Source organism: Parapedobacter lycopersici, assembly GCF_024643285.1.
GTDB classification, from domain to species: domain Bacteria; phylum Bacteroidota; class Bacteroidia; order Sphingobacteriales; family Sphingobacteriaceae; genus Parapedobacter; species Parapedobacter lycopersici.
In genome coordinates this window covers 1-15,206 of record NZ_JAMSLW010000002.1, presented here as the reverse complement: position 1 = coordinate 15,206, position 15,206 = coordinate 1, and the positions used below count along the sequence as shown (strand labels likewise).

Below are 15,206 nucleotides of genomic sequence, written 5' to 3'. Positions count from 1 at the left end.
TTAGCTTCGGACCTATGAAAAAACCACTAATTATCGCGGCAATGATTGCCGTTGCAGTCACCGTAGGCGGGCAGCCCGTAGCGGCGCAGCTGAAATTACCACCGGCCAGCAGTTCCCAGACGGTGATCCAGAGCTTGGGCATCAGTACCATAACGCTTACGTACAGCCGCCCGAATACCAACGGCAGAGCTGTATTTACGGATCTGGCACCATACGGTGAAGTGTGGCGCACCGGCGCTAACGGCATTCCAAGCATTACGTTTGATACCCCCGTCACGGTAGCCGGCAGTCAGGTGGATGCCGGGACCTACGGATTACTGACAATACCAGGGGAAGATCGCTGGACCATCATCTTCAGTAAAAACAGTCAACAATGGGGCGCATATGCGTATAACCAAGGCGAAGACCTATTCCGCTTTGAGGTAAAGCCCGAGCAGCTGGATAAAGCCACCGAAACATTTACGATATCCTTTTCCGATGTGCAGCCCCAAAGTGCAAAGCTGGATATCGCGTGGGAAAAAATAAAAATCAGTTTTGATCTGACAGTCGATCAGGATGCCGAGATAATGGCTTCAATAGACCAGGCCATGAAGGGAGAAACAAAACCATTTTTCCTGGCGGCCCAATATTACTATACCAATAATAAAGATATTCAAAAGGCGCTTGAATGGGTAAATGAAGCCGATAAAGCGTCAGCACCCGTTCCCTATATTAAGTATTGGAAGGCACGGATCCAAATCAAGGCAGGCGATAAAGCTGGTGCCGTTGCAACCGCAACACAGGGTATCGAGATTGCCAAACAGCAGAACAATCCGGAATACGTAAAGCTGAATGGTCAGGTAATTGCCGAAGCGCAGCAATAGGGGGGAGTGTAAATAATTTAACAGGCTTGTACGGGCTCGGGCTATTTGCCGGATACGTTTTTCACCGTCTTCAGCAATAAGTCATACGCTTCGAACCGATGGGCCCTTATCGGCCTTATGTAAGGCTCCGTACTGAAATAGAGGAGCAAACAAGGGCTGATGTTTTTGTATTTTTCAACAAACTCAAACTTTACCAGCTCCCCGTTTTTTATCCGCTGCTTTATTTTATTGTGGTAAGGATACATCTAATATCAAAATTACGGCATCTTCCTGCGATCAGTTTCACACCGTGGGAAGATGCAGCTTTTCAAAGATACTTTTATTGCTGCGACTTTAGGAACAGCACAAAAGCCAATGAAATCAGTACAACCAGTATACCAAAAATACTATTGACTTTCAACACAGACAGCCCGGTGACTCCATGGTAAGTCATGTAGAAAAACTCCTTCAGCTGTCTGAAATGCAAGGATAGCAGGTAGAAATAACCCGGTCTGCCCAAAGAATTTCTCGCAAGGCACCTAATACGGCGCTATTCAATATTTGAGTACATTAGATGCTATATCAGTCACCCAAGCGTTAAACCAATATTGTGTGCCGGCTAACTGCAAGAAAACGGTCTGCGGCCGGTCCCATACATGGATAAATACGTTTAGTAGGCTGTTTATCAAACAGAAATCAAGGAGCAGATTAGGATACCTGTGTTAATTTTTATTAGTTTTGTATTGTAGCAGTTGAAAAATGGAAGCAATTACAATACATCCTGAAAATGCTGAACAGCTCAAAACCGTTAAATCGATGCTTAAAGCGTTAAAGGTGCCTTTTGAATCACAATCCAGTAGCTTGCCAGATCATGTAACAGAAAGTATTAACAAAGGGCTGGAGCAGGCTTCTGAAGGAAAAACTATTGGATTAGAAACGTTTAAGGAGAAGCATTTTCTGAAACGTTAACTAGCCAAAATACGAGCAACCTAAACTAAATCTACACTAATTAATGTCTTATACCCTCAGATTTACTCCCGAGGCGGAAGATACTTATGATGCATTATCTTTACAACTACAGCAGCGTTGGGGAATCCACTTTGTACAAAAATTTGAAGATCGGATTTCCAAAGCATTAACCACCTTAAGCATCACTCCGTTCTTATACCCCGTTATTGTTAAAGAAACCCGGGTCCGGAAATGTATCATCCATAAAAACTGTTCCCTGCTGTACAAGGTAAACGACCAAACCGTCACTATCATTTGTTTCTGGGATAATCGGCAGGAGCCGATGTTTACTTGATATCCGATAGCGGATGTTTATTGATCAATACTGCAATAACTGAGGTTTAAACCGCTTCGCCAGCCTTCCTGAGGCTTTCTCCGGGTCAATATCCACAACCAGAACACCAGGCTCGCCATATGGCTGGTACCCGATGCAGGAACCATCCGGGGCAATAACCGCCGACGCCGATTCCTGGTATTTCGAAGCATAATTTACACTGGCAAAATAGATCGTATTTTCCAGCGCCCGCATCATCATCGCCTTTTCATAATACGGGTTTTCAAACGCCCCAAACGTTTTGCAGGCTTGCCCATGGTCATTACTTCCCGCAAAATGCGGATGAAACACCAAATGCGCCCCATTGTACGCACACCAACGCACAGATTCCGGATAACGGAAGCCTTCGTGGCAAATGGTAATCCCGAATTTCAGTCCATTTATTTCAAACAGCTGCCGTTTTTCACCTGCTGTCCAAAACCCATCCTCACTCGGGTCCAATTGGTTTTTCGTTTGGTATCCCAATACCTCACCCTCAGCTGACAGCACATACACCAGGTTATGGATTTGACCCCCGATAAAACCGTCCATCGGCAAAATCACGGCAATCCGGTGTTTCCTGGCGATGTCGGCCGCACGGGCTAACGCATCCCGTAAAGCCTGTTCCGTACGGTCTTCGGGCGGATACCCCATACCTATATATCCCGGCAAAAAAGACTCCGGAAAGCACACCATTTCCGCCCGCTGTAACGCGGCGTCCGAAACCAACTGGTCTAATAACAGCAGCCCATGTGCCAGTGATGTGGGAAGAGGAGGGGTTGCCAGTGCTATTTTCATTTTTTTAGTTATAAATAAGAGTCCGCGGCATATATGCAATTAAATTCCGAAAGGTTGAAACCAACTATTACGTATATGTCCCATTATTGCTTTTCATTCTGATGGCGGAATCCGAAGGCTGCGAGCAGTTTATCAAAGATGGTGTTATTATGGTAAATCCCCGTAAACGCCTCCGCGCCGGGGCCATAGGCAAACACCGGCACCATCACGGCCGTGTGATCCTCCGTGGAGAATTCCGCTTTAACCCTGCCCGTGGCCAGATCACCGTCTGTTAACGTAAGTCCGCCGGTTTCATGGTCGCCCGTAATCACAATCAGGGTGTGTTTATCTTTCCGGGCAAATTCCAGCACCTTCCCGATGGTCTGGTCGAAATCAATCATTTCATCAATCACCACACCCACATCATTAGCGTGGCCGCCGTCGTCTATTTTTGACCCTTCAATCAGCAGGAAAAACCCATCTTTATTCCGATTAACGATATTGATCGCAGTCATTGCCGTTCGCGCAAGCTGGTCACCGCGCTCCTTCACCGACCGTTCAGGCAAAAACCCCGCTAATTTCCCGGCATTAACACCGATAATTTCTTCCATGTCAGTAGCAACCAGGTACCCGTTTTGCCGTAGCTCATCAACCAGGTTTCTCCCGTCAGTCCGGTCGGTAAAATCAGTCATGCCCGCACCGATGAAAACATCAACGCCCGATTTCAGGAAATCAGCCGCAATCTCCTGCTGCATGCTCCGCTTCGGTTGGTGAGCCACAAACGAAGCCGGCGTCGCATCAGTAATGGATGTCGTTGCTACCAGGCCCGTTGTCAGCCCATGCGCTTCCGCAATCTCGAGGATCGTCGGCACCGGATTATCCAGCGAATCGACACCTATTGCACCATTGTTGGTTTTGTGGCCGGTTGAAATTGCCGTGGCACCGGCGCCCGAATCAGTAACGTAACTGGTGGAGTTCGTTTTTGAAAACCCAATATAACTGAATTGTTCCAGGTTCAACGGCACCTTGCTGGCGGTCAAACCCGCATATATCTGCACCGCGCTCATGCCATCGCCAATCATAACGATGACATTTTTGGCCTTTTTCACTTTTTGTTTCATTTGTTGGCCAAACGACATACCGAAACACGATGACAAGATTATCATCACACCAATTACTTGCTTATTCATGCTGATAGGAAATAAATATTATGGTTAACCTTACCCAAAGCTAACCAATTATAGGCAATTCGTCAATGATTAATCTTCCGGCCGCATCCGGTAGGTAACGATTAAGCCGGCCCGCCGCAGGCAGCACAATCAACAAGATTGTTTAGCTTTGAAAGAAACATTAATAAAAATGTCTAATCATGGAAAAACCAAAAGTAACAAGCGGATTAACCGTTTCCCTTGATGGCTTTGCTGCGGGGCACAATCAAAGTTTTGAAAGGCCATTTGGCGATCGGTTTGATGCGGACCTGCTGGATCGCTGGATGTTTTCCGAACCTGAAAAGCATCAGCATAAAAAAGAGATAGCCGCTATTCTTGATGCAGGCGCATTTATCATGGGCAGCAATATGTTTGGGCCTAAGGATAGGAGAAGTACATCAGCATGGAAAGGGTGGTGGGGCAACAATCCGCCGTACCATGCCCCGGTTTTTGTGCTCACCCATAACGAACGCCCACCCATAACAATGGAAGGCGGAACGGTATTTCATTTTGTTACAGACGGTATCGAAGCCGCACTGAACCAGGCGAAGGAAACGGCCGGAGGTCGAAACGTGAAGATCATGGGCGGTGCAAATACCGTCAATCAATATCTGGCGGCTGGTCTCATAGACGAATTATGGCTGCACCTGGTACCCGTTACCATTGGCGCCGGCTCAAGGCTTTTTGAAGGCGTACCGAATCTCAAGCTTGAGCCGGTTGAGGTAAGCGGAACAGGCGTGGTGACGCATATCAGGTATAACGTTGTAAAATAGCATTGGCATTAACCAGCCGCAGCTCGCCACACTGCCGCGGTGCTAATCCACATACGCTATGCAATCAATCTGCACCAGCACCCCGAGGCGGCCCATCTGATCTGCCCCTGCCGCACTATAAGAGCGTGCCGGCTTCGGATCCGGGAAAAAATCGCCATATACCTCGTTGAGCGGACCAATATTCTTATTGGCATCGGCCAGTGTCATGTGTACCTTCAGTACATTGGCCATAGATGACCCCGCATTTTCAAGCAGTTCCCTCATGCGCTCGAGCGCACTTTTAATTTGAACCTGGATATCACCTGGCTCTTTCCGCTGTGCCTCATACCAGCCTCCGATACCCGAGATAAACAGCAAGTTGCCCGATCGGATACATGAAGACAGTGGAGAGGAAGTTGATGAGCCCGGCAATGGTATCGCTTCTTTTTTGGGGGTCCATTCTTTTTTTGTTGGGGCCTCCGCTGCCTTTCCGGGCGCTATCGCCGCCGCACCGGCTAAGGGAAGCACGGTCAGACTTTTCAGGATTTCTCTACGTTTCATTTATTTAATTGGTTAATTGTTTACGCGTGTAATTAATTAGTCTCCGCTAAATGAATATCCTCCGGCAGGGAATCCAACGGAAAATACTGATGCCGGATGTTTCCCCCGCTAATATTGATGATGCGCAGGCCCGACGGATCGTCACCCAACGGCTGGCCAACCGGACCGGAGGTAACCATTTCCATGCCGTCGTACGTCCCAAACGCATTCCGGTGATAATGGCCCGAAAAGACGTGGCTTACCCCGTATTTCTTGAATAACTCAAGGTAGCGCATCCGTGTTTCCGTAGGAATATTAAAGTATTCATCTGCCTCATCCGACCGGTTTAAGAACAACGAGTGATGCAGGAACACCACCACATTTTTATCTTTTTTCTGCTGTGCCTCCGCTAATTTGGCTTCCAGCCAGGTTTCTTGGTCACGCGCCTTATCCATTACATGCTCCGGATGGTGCAGGTACAGCGAATTTAACACCACTGCAAAAAGACCGTCCTGCTCAATCGTGTAGTAATCCGCACCAAAGGCCTCGTTATAGGCGCTGATGTCCTCCGCCGTGGGTGCATTGCCCACATCGTGGTTTCCCGGCAGGTTGTATAGCGGAATGGTCGGTTTTAAAAGACCGCCAATCCGGTTGTATTCCTTAATCTGTTCCGCATCAAATGGGGTGTTCACCAAATCGCCGGTAACAATCACGAAGTCCGGATTGAGCCGGTTGGCCGCCGCTATGGCCCTGGTGAAAGTCGTCACATCCTTTTCAAACGATTCAGGAGTGGAATAAAAATTGAGCTGCGGATCGGTCAGTTGAATAATCGAAACTGTCTTATCCTCAGGTGCGGCACAGCCACTTAACACGCTTACGGCAAATACAGCTACCAACCAATAAACTGCTCTTTTTTTCATGTTGATATTTTGTTTTTTTAATTGTTCCTTCCGTTATTTCCCTATCAAAGCTGCCAAAAACGCCCGATGCAATCCCTACGATAACCGGAGCCTGTATGGCCGCGGCAAAGACAACTTCAGGGGGTGCAAGGTTGGCGGACTTACTTGCGGGGTTTGGGGCCACGCTTGTAAATAATCAGTCCGTTTAAGAAATTGCGGAGCAACTGATCGCCGCATGGTTTGAAATTTGGATGGTCTTCTTTCCGGAATATCGCACCGAGCTCGGTTTTCGTTACCCTGAAATTCGCCAGCGCCAATACTTCGATGATGTCGTCGTCCGTGAACTTTAAAGCCACCCGGAGTTTTTTCATGATGTCATTGTTGCTCATGGTATAAATTCAATGCCGTTATCGTGAAATTTCTATTTTGATTTTTTTGCCTTTGATTTTTTCGTTTCTCACCAATTGTGCTACGCGCTCAATCTGACCCCGGTTTACCGCTGCATAGGCCGAGCTGTCCAATACCTCGATGAGCCCCAGGTCTTCTTTTGCCAATTGGCCTTTTTTTAGCAATAACCCCACGATGTCTACCTTGTTTATTTTTTCTTTTTTCCCCGCGGCAATGTAAAGCGTTGCCCAGTTAGTTGGCGGGGGTAAAGCAGGATTTTCCGGTATCGCTTCTTTTTCGGGGAATTCGGTTAAATAGCCGGGGTTCTCATCCGGGGTAAGGAGCAGGTACGATGTGCCCGTAGCGTGCATCCTCGCCGTACGTCCGTTGCGGTGCAGAAACGCATCCTCGTTATGCGGTAGCTGGTAATGGATTATATGCTCGATTTCGGGAATGTCCAAGCCGCGCGACGCCAGATCGGTGGTAACCAATATCCGGTGGCTGCCATTACGGAACTTAAGCAAGGTGCGCTCCCGGTCGTCCTGTTCCATTCCGCCATGGAAGATACCGTGCACCAGCCGCCTGTCCCACAGGAGGCCGCTGATGCGCTCCACCGCTTCGCGGTGATTGCAGAATACCAATGTCGGCGCCGTACTAACCTTACAGATCAGCGCAAACAGCGTATCCAACTTATCGGCAGCTTCAGTGATGACCACCTTTTGTGTCAGATTGGGGGCCGAAGCTTGGTGCGCCAGGTAATTCAGCGTCGTCGGCTTCGTGATGCCGGTAAACGGCGGGATGTCATCCATCGGCGAAGCCGAGGTAAGCACGCGTTTTTTGAGATTGGGCAATTGCCTGATGATATAGGCCATATCTTCCTGAAAACCAAATTCCAATGCTTTGTCAAACTCATCAAGCACCAAGGTGCTCACCGTAGCCGTATCAAACGTCTTGCGGCGCAAGTGGTGGGCCAACCGGCCGGGTGTGCCGATTAATACAGCCGGTGGTTGCGACAGGTTATTGATTTCAACCGGAACAGGATGGCCGCCATAAAAGCAATTCACTTTAAATCCACTGCCCATGGTTCGGAAAACCTGCTCAATCTGCAGGGCAAGCTCCCGCGAAGGCACAATAATCATTGCCTGGACAGTAGGTATATCGGCGTTTAATGAAGAAAGCAGCGGGAGCAAAAAGCCCAACGTCTTTCCCGAACCTGTGGGCGAAAGCAAGATGAGATTTTCCTTGTCGGCGGCATGGATGGCAGCCTGCTGCATTTCGTTAAGTGCATTTATTTTTAGATTACGGAGTGCTTGCTTTAACATCTGCATGGTGGTTGGGTGTCAAAGATAATGCTAAAAACCAGCAAATTCATACCTTTATCGTTCTTTCGTTCACCGTCGCGTTTTGAGCTATTTCATTGCCTCACCGGCATTATTGCCAGATAGGAGATAGGGATCGCGTCGGATTTAAGATCGGGGAAAAGCAGGACAAGGAGCTAAAGGAAATGAAATACGTAGATAAAATATACTGAGAACTTGAATTTTCAGGAGTAATTGAAGAAATCATAAAGACAAAAGTTTTTCAGCGGTTGAAGAAAATCTTGGTGCAGTTGTGCCTGATACTACATAACTGGTTAATGTGCATCTAATGTAGATGCTACGCTAAATCACGCTATTGTCAAAATAGAAATGATAAGGGGAAGTAAAAATATTATGCACGAGTTTTTCTTCATTTAGCAACATTTAACCCTTTCGGGTTATTACCAAAAGGCTAGGTTCAAAACTTAAGGAACCGCCCTGTACCGAACGGTATGCAGGGCGGTGAGAGGACACTCGATTGTTTTACGAATTCAATGCATTCTTAACGGTATCAGCCAAACGTGTAGTTGGGCGGCCGATCAATTTGGAAAGCACACGAGTATCATCCAACAGGTCATCTTTTGAAGCCCCAATATCCCAACCGGCAATTGCCTGGGCAAGTCCTTCTGGTAAACCTAATGATCTCAATACCCCGGCATATTCTGCTTCGGATAGGTTGTTGTACGGGATGTCTTTTCCGGTTTGGCTGGATACCTCCGCCGCGAGATCGTTGAGCGTATAGGCTACATCGCCCGCCAACTCATACACGTTGCCCGCATGCCCTTCGGTGGTTAATACCACGGCCGCTGCTTCGGCATAGTCTTCGCGGGTGGCCGAGGAGATCTTACCATCACCCGCACTGCCTACAAATGCACCGGCTCCCAGAGCACCCGGTATCGAAGCTGTGTAGTTTTCTGTATACCATCCGTTTCTTAACAGGGTGTACGGTATGCCAGATGCCTTTAGCAGTTCTTCCGTTGCTACGTGCTCTGCAGCCAAGCTCAATGAAGAGGTATCCGCATGGAGCAGGCTTGTGTATACGATCCATTTGATGTCAGCTTCGCGGGCAGCATTGATGACGTTTTGGTGTTGTTCCTTACGCTGACCAACCTCGCTTCCCGAAATCAGCAATAGGTAATCAATCCCTCGTAGGGCAGCTGCCAGGGTTTCTGGTTTGGTGTAATCGAATGCTTTTGCTTCGATCCCAAGGTCGGCAGCCTTATCGGGAGAGCGGACCAGTGCCACAAGCGTTTCTGAATTTACCCGTTGTTTTAGTTTTTCTACTACCAAACGACCTAGTTGTCCGGTAGCTCCAGTGATCCCTATCTTCATAATAATCTATTTATGTAACAAAACTTATTACAGTAGTGTTTAAATTTTTTTAGTTGAACTGATCTACAAAACCCGCCAAGGTACGGCGCTGGAGCGCGACAAATACGATTTCATCCGTTTCGTCAAACAGTTCTTCCAGCTCCTTGTTGATGTTCTTTCCGATGGGGCATTTGGGGCTAGGGGAGAGGTTCTTCTTCCCCAGCACATTTGAGTTTTTTACGGTCTTATAGATGTCTGCCAAGGTGATTTCATCGCTCGAAACAAGCAACATAGAACCGCCTTCTTTTCCCTTTCGGCTGGTTACCCACCCCTGTTCCTGTAGTGCACCCAGTTCTTTGCGGACAATGACTGGGTTGATCTGAATACTACCTGCAATCCAGTCCGAGCTCAGCCATTCACCAGGGCTCTTGGCCAAGATGGTCAGAATATGGATAAGTGTTGCAAACCGTGTATTGTTCATATGGGCAACAAAGGTAGAAATAAACTACAACTGTAATGAATAGTATTACAGTTTAATTTGTAACGATGACGTATTCTCCCTGCTGAACAATAACACGCTTTTGGTGCCTACTGGGATGAGCCGGCTGCTGCTATTTGATTATAACATGGATATGTTACAACTCATGGCATGCTCCGAGGAACGGCAGCGCGCGCGCAGCCACCTCTATTTCTCGACGCACCAAAAGCAATGGTAGGTTTTTTCTGAGTTTATCAGGTTAATGGTGTAGCTGTTTTTTCTCCCTGTTTCGGGGCTTTCCTTTGTGCTCTGCGTGGTAAACACTGGCATAATTATGGGGTAGGCTTTTCGCCCGGCACTGGCCCATAAGATAATAACGATACGTTTATCAATACCCTACTAAAAGTAAACGCTGAAATTCCTGTTATAGTAAAGGTTTAGCGGTCTGCCTTTGGGTATAGGAGTTGTATTATAAATTAATCGTATATAATGCCATCGAAGATTAGGAGCAATCGAAGCGTATGCTGTCTGCTATTGTTCCCAGAACGTATTTGGTATCGGATGTTTATCTAGGAACTTTTTAGCTTTCTCATCCTTCTTTTTGAAGAAGGCGGCATCGGAGTACTGCGCTACAGACCTGCTTGTTGGGTACTCTTTATACTCGTTGTTTTTTGCTTGTTTTTATTCCTATCCATGACTATATCTCCCGTATTAACAAAGTTAATCAAAATTTTCTTCTGATGATAAAAGCGTCAAAGTTTAAGCGGTACAGGCGTGGTGACACATATCAGGTACAACGTTGTAAAATAGCATTGGCAGCGGTACTACGCGTCCGTTCGCTGTAGGAAATTCCGTATCAACGTCAATACCTCATCAAAATGCGTATCCAGTACATCGTGCCCCCCGTCTAAAATATGGATTTCCGCATTGGGCAGGTCCCGCTTATAACAATGCGCTTCCTCTACCGAGAAAAAGATCTCATATTTTCCCCAAATAACCAGGGCCGGCGGTTGGTGGTTACGGAAAAATTCCTGGTAAACCGGAAACATCTCCAGGTGCGTCCTGAAATCACAATTCAGTTCAAACTGCCTTTCAATATTACCCGGTCTTTTCAGGAGTTCCCAATCCAGCATCCATAACTCCGGACTCACCCGCAGCAATATTTCCGGGGGAAGCCCGCCGAAGTATTGGTTTTTTATACCCTCAGCGCTTAGAAACTGCGTCAGCTTTTTCTTTTTTTCAGCAGTCGGGTGGTACCAGTAGTCAATATACTCATCCCATTCCGGACCCATTCCTTCACGATAGGCATTGCCACTCTGTACAATTATTCCGGCGATCTTTTCCGGGTGATTTACGCATAGCTGAAGCCCGATCGGCGAACCGTAATCATGGAGATAAATAAAAAACCGATCCAATTTTATCTCCTCGGTTAGCGCATTCATCAACGCCGCAATATTCCCAAAGGTATATTCAAAATCAGCGGGCACCGGAAACTCACTGAAGCCAAATCCTGGATAATCCGGAGCAATAAGGTGATACTGATCGGACATTGCAATCATCAAGTTTTTGAACGCTATTGATGAAGTTGGAAACCCATGCAAAAGCAGGAGAGAAGGGTTCCTTACATCTCCGGCCTCTCTGTAAAAAACATCAATTCCATTAATCTTTATTGTCCTGTTATAAATTTGTCTTGACATACGAGCTAATTTAAAAAAAACTCGCAGACTCCACCCGGTAAAATGCGGCAATTGTTTCAAAAGTGGCTTTCCAGTGTATTGTCATACAATGAATAAAGAAGATTAGATTTGTCTTAGTGTAGTAATATTGAGATAGCTTGAAGAATCAATCAGCCTATTTTCGAATTCAATGCATCCGAATGTTTTTTAATTACGGCTTTTCAATGACATCGGCTACAATGGTTTCCATAGGATTGGAATAATATCCCATCATATCCGATTTACCTATTTATCCAGTATTTCAATAAGTACCTTATTGACGTCGCCGTATTGCCCATAAGAGTCAAAAGTATTTATATAACCATTATAAACAGATGCAAGGCCCAAGCTTATAACGGCGTCATCGGTTACGAAAATTTTAAAGGGATAAGCTTTTGTAGGTATGGACTTAATATGTTCAAGGCCCTGTGCTGAATAAACCTCAATGCTTTTCGTGGTTGATGCCCCGTAAATAAGATCACCTTGTTGATTAAAGGCGAAACCCCTAAATTGGAGATCCCCGCGCGGAAGGTATTTATCGCGGCTCAGGTCAATATTGTATATAGCGCCGTTGCTTGAAGAAATATACTTTTTACCATCCGGAAAAAACTCGAAAATACTGGCGTCTATATCATAATTCTCATGATATAAATCGTACGCATTGCCCTCAATCAATTCCTGATTGTCAAATTGATAGTAATGTAGCTGTACAGGACTTACGTTTAAGGTAATTGCCAATAGCTTTGTGTTGCTATCGGGTATTTTTTTCAGTCGCGCGAATCCGTCACCTGCGGCTTCGGAAATAAACTGCTTCGTTATTCGGTTATATAATTTCAAGTGTTTGCGGCCTGAGTCGTCAGTTGATACGAAAAGGGTATCGTTGTTCAAAACGACAGAAGTTGAGGGAATTCCCGTACTGATTTGGTCTACTTTTTCCAATGTTTTCGCGTCATAAACGAAAACCCATCCGTCGTTCCTTGGTACATATAGTTCTTCTCTGCCCTGATAAGTTTCGAAAATTGGAAAGCCAATCACACTACGGGTATCTATTTGCTTGGTCAGCTGTTGTGCGTTTAGGTCGTAAATGCTTATCCGGCCACCTCGTTCGAATATATACAACGATTTATCAGTGGGATGATAAAAAGCATCAAAAGGTATTAAATCCAATAGTGTAATATCCGGTCTTTGATAGTTCACGATATTACTGGATATGGTTGAACTCGAAAGCCGAACACGGACTTGGTAGCTTACATTCGGGCTGTAAGGAACAGTCATATCGACAGTCTCTGTCGTTTCTTTAGGCAGAAGAATCTGTTCACCGATAGGATAGAAATCCGCACCATCAAAATCCCGTCTCAACACCTCATATTTATAAGCTTTGTCGGTGTCCAATTTAGACCACGATAGTTTAACCGTGTTTCCCTGAATGTCTAACTTATTCAAAACGACCTTATCAGTATAAGTCTCTACTGGTGCTGGGTCTTTTTCTCCTTTTTTGCAGGAAATAATTAAGCCCAATAAAATAAATATGGCAACGTACTTTTTCATATGAATTACTGGTTGATTTTGATATTTTTAACAAGAATTATAGTTATTTATTCAATACTTCCATGATTACTTTATTGCCTAGCCCGTAAAAAGAATAATGGTCCACTTCACCGTTGATAAGTGAAGCAAGACTTACACTGATCACGGCATCGTCGGTTACGAAAATTCTAAAAGGATAAGCTTTTGTGGGGATCGTTTTAATATGTTCAAAATCCCGTGTCGAATAAACCTCAATACTTCTCGTGGTTGTTGCGCCATAAATAAGATCTCCCTGCTGGTTAAAGGCGAAGCCCATAAACCGAAGACTCCCGCGTGGTAAGCTTTTATCATAGCTTAGGTCTATATTGAAGATGGCACCATTGCTTGACATAATATATTTCTCCCCATTGGGAAAAACCTCAAAAATATTAGCACTCATTCCATAATCACTATACTGACCATAAAAGTTGTTTTCAATGGAGCCATTAGCATCAAACTGATAATAATGCGGATGCCCGGAGCCTAATCTAGCCCCCAATAACTTCGTGCTGCTGTGTGGTATTTTTTTGAACCGGACCGATTCAGCACCACCGGATTGCGAAATGACTTGCTTTGTTGCCCGGTTATATACTTTTAGGGTTTTGTCAATCCAGCTTATATTTGATATAAAAAGAATATTATTGTTTGAAATTACACTAGATGAAGTCGCTCCGATATTGATTTCATCCACTTTTTCCAATGTGCGCGCATCATATATAAAAACCCATCCATCGTCCCTCGGTACATATAATTCTTCTCTGCCTTGATATACTTCAAAATCTGAAAAGCTAATCTTGCCACCCGTGTCTATTTGTTTGGTCACTTGTTTCGCCTTTAGATCGTATATACTTATTCGGCCTGGGCGCTCAAAGAAATATAATAAATCGTCCTCTGGATGATAAATAACGTCAAAAGGTATTAAGTCCAATGCCGTAATATCAGGTCTATGATAGTTTACGGCATTACTGAATATGATCGAATCATCCGAAAGGTAACCAAGGATCTGGTAAGTCACATCCGGGCTATAAGGTACATTTACATCAACTGCCTCGGTTGTTTCCTTTGATTGGATTTCATTGCCCATAGCATATAACTCGGCTCCGTCAAAATCTCTCCTTGCCACTACGTATTTGATAAAGGAAGCGGTATCTAATTTAGACCATGATAGCTTAACGGTGTCTCCCTGGATATCTAAATCATTCAAAATGATCTGATCTGTGTAAGTTTTCTCGGCAGGTACTGGATCCTTTTCTCCTTTTTTACATGAAATAATTAAGACAAATAAGATGAATACGGTAAAGGTTTTTTTCATAATGGTTATAAGTTGACTGCAATTTAAATAATAAACCATTATACAATCTAAAAGAAAGAAAATTATTTTTGAGATAAACCGATTTGGTTTTTCAATTTCGAAGCGTTGTTATGTTTCCTGTTGCGGGATTGGTTATGTTTGGTCAATTATTTATGTCCAAGACGCCAAGATAAAATCAATCTATTCGAAACAATTCACTAAAAATGGCGAGGGGAGGGGCAAAACATAATTTAATTCAAGGAGCACTTTGTCGGCTAATTACTAGCGGATTTCTTGGTTCTAAGCCTGTTTAAATTATACAAATAGCAAATTAAACCTACACCCAAACCGTTTCAAAATATTCACAGACAATTTCCATATCCAGTGTCGGCTGCTCGCCAAACCCCTTCATTTCATTCGTATAATACGCCCAGTGCGTTTCTTTCCAGTATGCTAAGCTTTTATCGCCTTCTCCTTCTATCCGGGCGTATTCAGCGGTAATATCCTTGAATTTTACAATTTCGGTTCTTATGGTTTTGACGATAGCTTTAGGCTCTCCGTCCCAATTGGTAATGATGGCCAGGTCGCCAATTTTCGGAAATTCTTCGTTATATTTTTCAAACCACCAGACTGAAGGCGAAGTTGCTTGCTTGATTTTCTTTACAACCAGGTCTGCACATTCGTCAGCATCCTTTTTGTTATCGCAGTAATGATAAGTTAGCGGCTTCACGTCCGCATATTCAGGATGGTTTTCCTGGAAA

Annotated in this window: 16 protein-coding genes; 4 read left to right on the top strand and 12 right to left on the bottom strand. The window is 45.1% G+C overall.

Annotated features, from left to right (window positions below; all coding sequences use genetic code 11):
* The first annotated feature begins 14 nt into the window (after window positions 1-14).
* From NEV57_RS04235 to NEV57_RS15755, 3 genes are all read left to right on the top strand, one after another.
* On the top strand, window positions 15-863 hold the full coding sequence (locus NEV57_RS04235) for a DUF2911 domain-containing protein (protein WP_257657053.1): 849 nt from the start codon (window positions 15-17) through the stop codon (window positions 861-863).
* A 738-nt stretch (window positions 864-1,601) separates the two neighbouring features.
* A complete protein-coding gene (locus NEV57_RS04230) occupies window positions 1,602-1,811 on the top strand; it encodes a DUF2683 family protein (protein WP_257657052.1) in 210 nt (69 codons plus the stop codon).
* 43 nt (window positions 1,812-1,854) lie between these two features.
* Window positions 1,855-2,145, top strand: a complete 291-nt coding sequence (locus tag NEV57_RS15755) for a type II toxin-antitoxin system RelE/ParE family toxin (RefSeq protein WP_372340057.1) — start codon at window positions 1,855-1,857, stop codon at window positions 2,143-2,145.
* 24 nt (window positions 2,146-2,169) lie between these two features.
* On the opposite strand, the gene NEV57_RS04225 is transcribed toward NEV57_RS15755, so the two are convergent.
* Both NEV57_RS04225 and NEV57_RS04220 read right to left on the bottom strand, forming a co-directional pair.
* Window positions 2,170-2,961 carry a carbon-nitrogen hydrolase family protein gene (locus NEV57_RS04225; RefSeq protein ID WP_257657051.1) on the bottom strand — a complete coding sequence of 264 codons (792 nt, stop codon included), beginning with the start codon at window positions 2,959-2,961 and terminating at the stop codon, window positions 2,170-2,172.
* Between the two features lie 83 nt (window positions 2,962-3,044).
* On the bottom strand, window positions 3,045-4,061 hold the full coding sequence (locus tag NEV57_RS04220) for an alkaline phosphatase (protein WP_257657050.1): 1,017 nt from the start codon (window positions 4,059-4,061) through the stop codon (window positions 3,045-3,047).
* Between the two features lie 248 nt (window positions 4,062-4,309).
* Between NEV57_RS04220 and NEV57_RS04215 the strand changes: the two genes are divergently transcribed.
* Entirely contained in the window at window positions 4,310-4,921 is a 612-nt protein-coding gene (locus tag NEV57_RS04215) for a dihydrofolate reductase family protein (protein ID WP_257657049.1), read from the top strand.
* A 42-nt stretch (window positions 4,922-4,963) separates the two neighbouring features.
* Here NEV57_RS04215 and NEV57_RS04210 read toward each other — a convergent pair whose 3' ends face one another.
* The 10 genes from NEV57_RS04210 to NEV57_RS04165 all read right to left on the bottom strand — a co-directional run.
* Window positions 4,964-5,461 (bottom strand): RidA family protein, encoded by a 498-nt coding sequence (locus NEV57_RS04210; RefSeq protein ID WP_257657048.1) that lies wholly within the window; start codon window positions 5,459-5,461, stop codon window positions 4,964-4,966.
* A gap of 32 nt (window positions 5,462-5,493) precedes the next feature.
* The gene (locus NEV57_RS04205; RefSeq protein WP_257657047.1) at window positions 5,494-6,360 is read right to left on the bottom strand and encodes a metallophosphoesterase; all 867 of its coding nucleotides are present in this window, start codon (window positions 6,358-6,360) and stop codon (window positions 5,494-5,496) included.
* A gap of 140 nt (window positions 6,361-6,500) precedes the next feature.
* Window positions 6,501-6,710: a DUF1456 family protein gene (locus NEV57_RS04200; RefSeq protein ID WP_257657046.1), complete on the bottom strand. Its 210-nt coding sequence runs from the start codon at window positions 6,708-6,710 to the stop codon at window positions 6,501-6,503.
* 36 nt (window positions 6,711-6,746) lie between these two features.
* Window positions 6,747-8,048, bottom strand: coding sequence for a DEAD/DEAH box helicase (locus NEV57_RS04195; RefSeq protein WP_257657045.1), 1,302 nt, complete (start codon window positions 8,046-8,048; stop codon window positions 6,747-6,749).
* Between the two features lie 519 nt (window positions 8,049-8,567).
* Complete coding sequence (locus tag NEV57_RS04190; protein WP_257657044.1) at window positions 8,568-9,416, bottom strand: SDR family oxidoreductase; 849 nt, start codon at window positions 9,414-9,416, stop codon at window positions 8,568-8,570.
* Between the two features lie 49 nt (window positions 9,417-9,465).
* The gene (locus NEV57_RS04185; protein WP_257657043.1) at window positions 9,466-9,876 is read right to left on the bottom strand and encodes an Rrf2 family transcriptional regulator; all 411 of its coding nucleotides are present in this window, start codon (window positions 9,874-9,876) and stop codon (window positions 9,466-9,468) included.
* A gap of 821 nt (window positions 9,877-10,697) precedes the next feature.
* On the bottom strand, window positions 10,698-11,570 hold the full coding sequence (locus NEV57_RS04180) for an alpha/beta fold hydrolase (RefSeq protein ID WP_257657042.1): 873 nt from the start codon (window positions 11,568-11,570) through the stop codon (window positions 10,698-10,700).
* Between the two features lie 264 nt (window positions 11,571-11,834).
* Complete coding sequence (locus tag NEV57_RS04175) at window positions 11,835-13,136, bottom strand: YncE family protein (RefSeq protein ID WP_257657041.1); 1,302 nt, start codon at window positions 13,134-13,136, stop codon at window positions 11,835-11,837.
* A 43-nt stretch (window positions 13,137-13,179) separates the two neighbouring features.
* The gene (locus NEV57_RS04170; RefSeq protein WP_257657040.1) at window positions 13,180-14,466 is read right to left on the bottom strand and encodes a WD40 repeat domain-containing protein; all 1,287 of its coding nucleotides are present in this window, start codon (window positions 14,464-14,466) and stop codon (window positions 13,180-13,182) included.
* 316 nt (window positions 14,467-14,782) lie between these two features.
* Window positions 14,783-15,206 (bottom strand): ASCH domain-containing protein (locus tag NEV57_RS04165; RefSeq protein ID WP_257657039.1); only part of this gene is annotated, 424 nt, incomplete at its 5' end.

Bases quoted from the DNA above. Each gene is read 5' to 3' on its own strand.
- NEV57_RS04175 (WP_257657041.1), bottom strand. From the start codon at position 13,136: ATGAAAAAGTACGTTGCCATATTTATTTTATTGGGCTTAATTATTTCC.
- NEV57_RS04190 (WP_257657044.1), bottom strand. From the start codon at position 9,416: ATGAAGATAGGGATCACTGGAGCTACCGGACAACTAGGTCGTTTGGTA.
- NEV57_RS04215 (WP_257657049.1), top strand. From the start codon at position 4,310: ATGGAAAAACCAAAAGTAACAAGCGGATTAACCGTTTCCCTTGATGGC.
- NEV57_RS04205 (WP_257657047.1), bottom strand. From the start codon at position 6,360: ATGAAAAAAAGAGCAGTTTATTGGTTGGTAGCTGTATTTGCCGTAAGC.
- NEV57_RS04220 (WP_257657050.1), bottom strand. From the start codon at position 4,061: ATGAAACAAAAAGTGAAAAAGGCCAAAAATGTCATCGTTATGATTGGC.
- NEV57_RS04170 (WP_257657040.1), bottom strand. From the start codon at position 14,466: ATGAAAAAAACCTTTACCGTATTCATCTTATTTGTCTTAATTATTTCA.
- NEV57_RS04180 (WP_257657042.1), bottom strand. From the start codon at position 11,570: ATGTCAAGACAAATTTATAACAGGACAATAAAGATTAATGGAATTGAT.
- NEV57_RS04185 (WP_257657043.1), bottom strand. From the start codon at position 9,876: ATGAACAATACACGGTTTGCAACACTTATCCATATTCTGACCATCTTG.
- NEV57_RS04230 (WP_257657052.1), top strand. From the start codon at position 1,602: ATGGAAGCAATTACAATACATCCTGAAAATGCTGAACAGCTCAAAACC.
- NEV57_RS04210 (WP_257657048.1), bottom strand. From the start codon at position 5,461: ATGAAACGTAGAGAAATCCTGAAAAGTCTGACCGTGCTTCCCTTAGCC.
- NEV57_RS04235 (WP_257657053.1), top strand. From the start codon at position 15: ATGAAAAAACCACTAATTATCGCGGCAATGATTGCCGTTGCAGTCACC.
- NEV57_RS15755 (WP_372340057.1), top strand. From the start codon at position 1,855: ATGTCTTATACCCTCAGATTTACTCCCGAGGCGGAAGATACTTATGAT.
- NEV57_RS04225 (WP_257657051.1), bottom strand. From the start codon at position 2,961: ATGAAAATAGCACTGGCAACCCCTCCTCTTCCCACATCACTGGCACAT.
- NEV57_RS04195 (WP_257657045.1), bottom strand. From the start codon at position 8,048: ATGTTAAAGCAAGCACTCCGTAATCTAAAAATAAATGCACTTAACGAA.
- NEV57_RS04200 (WP_257657046.1), bottom strand. From the start codon at position 6,710: ATGAAAAAACTCCGGGTGGCTTTAAAGTTCACGGACGACGACATCATC.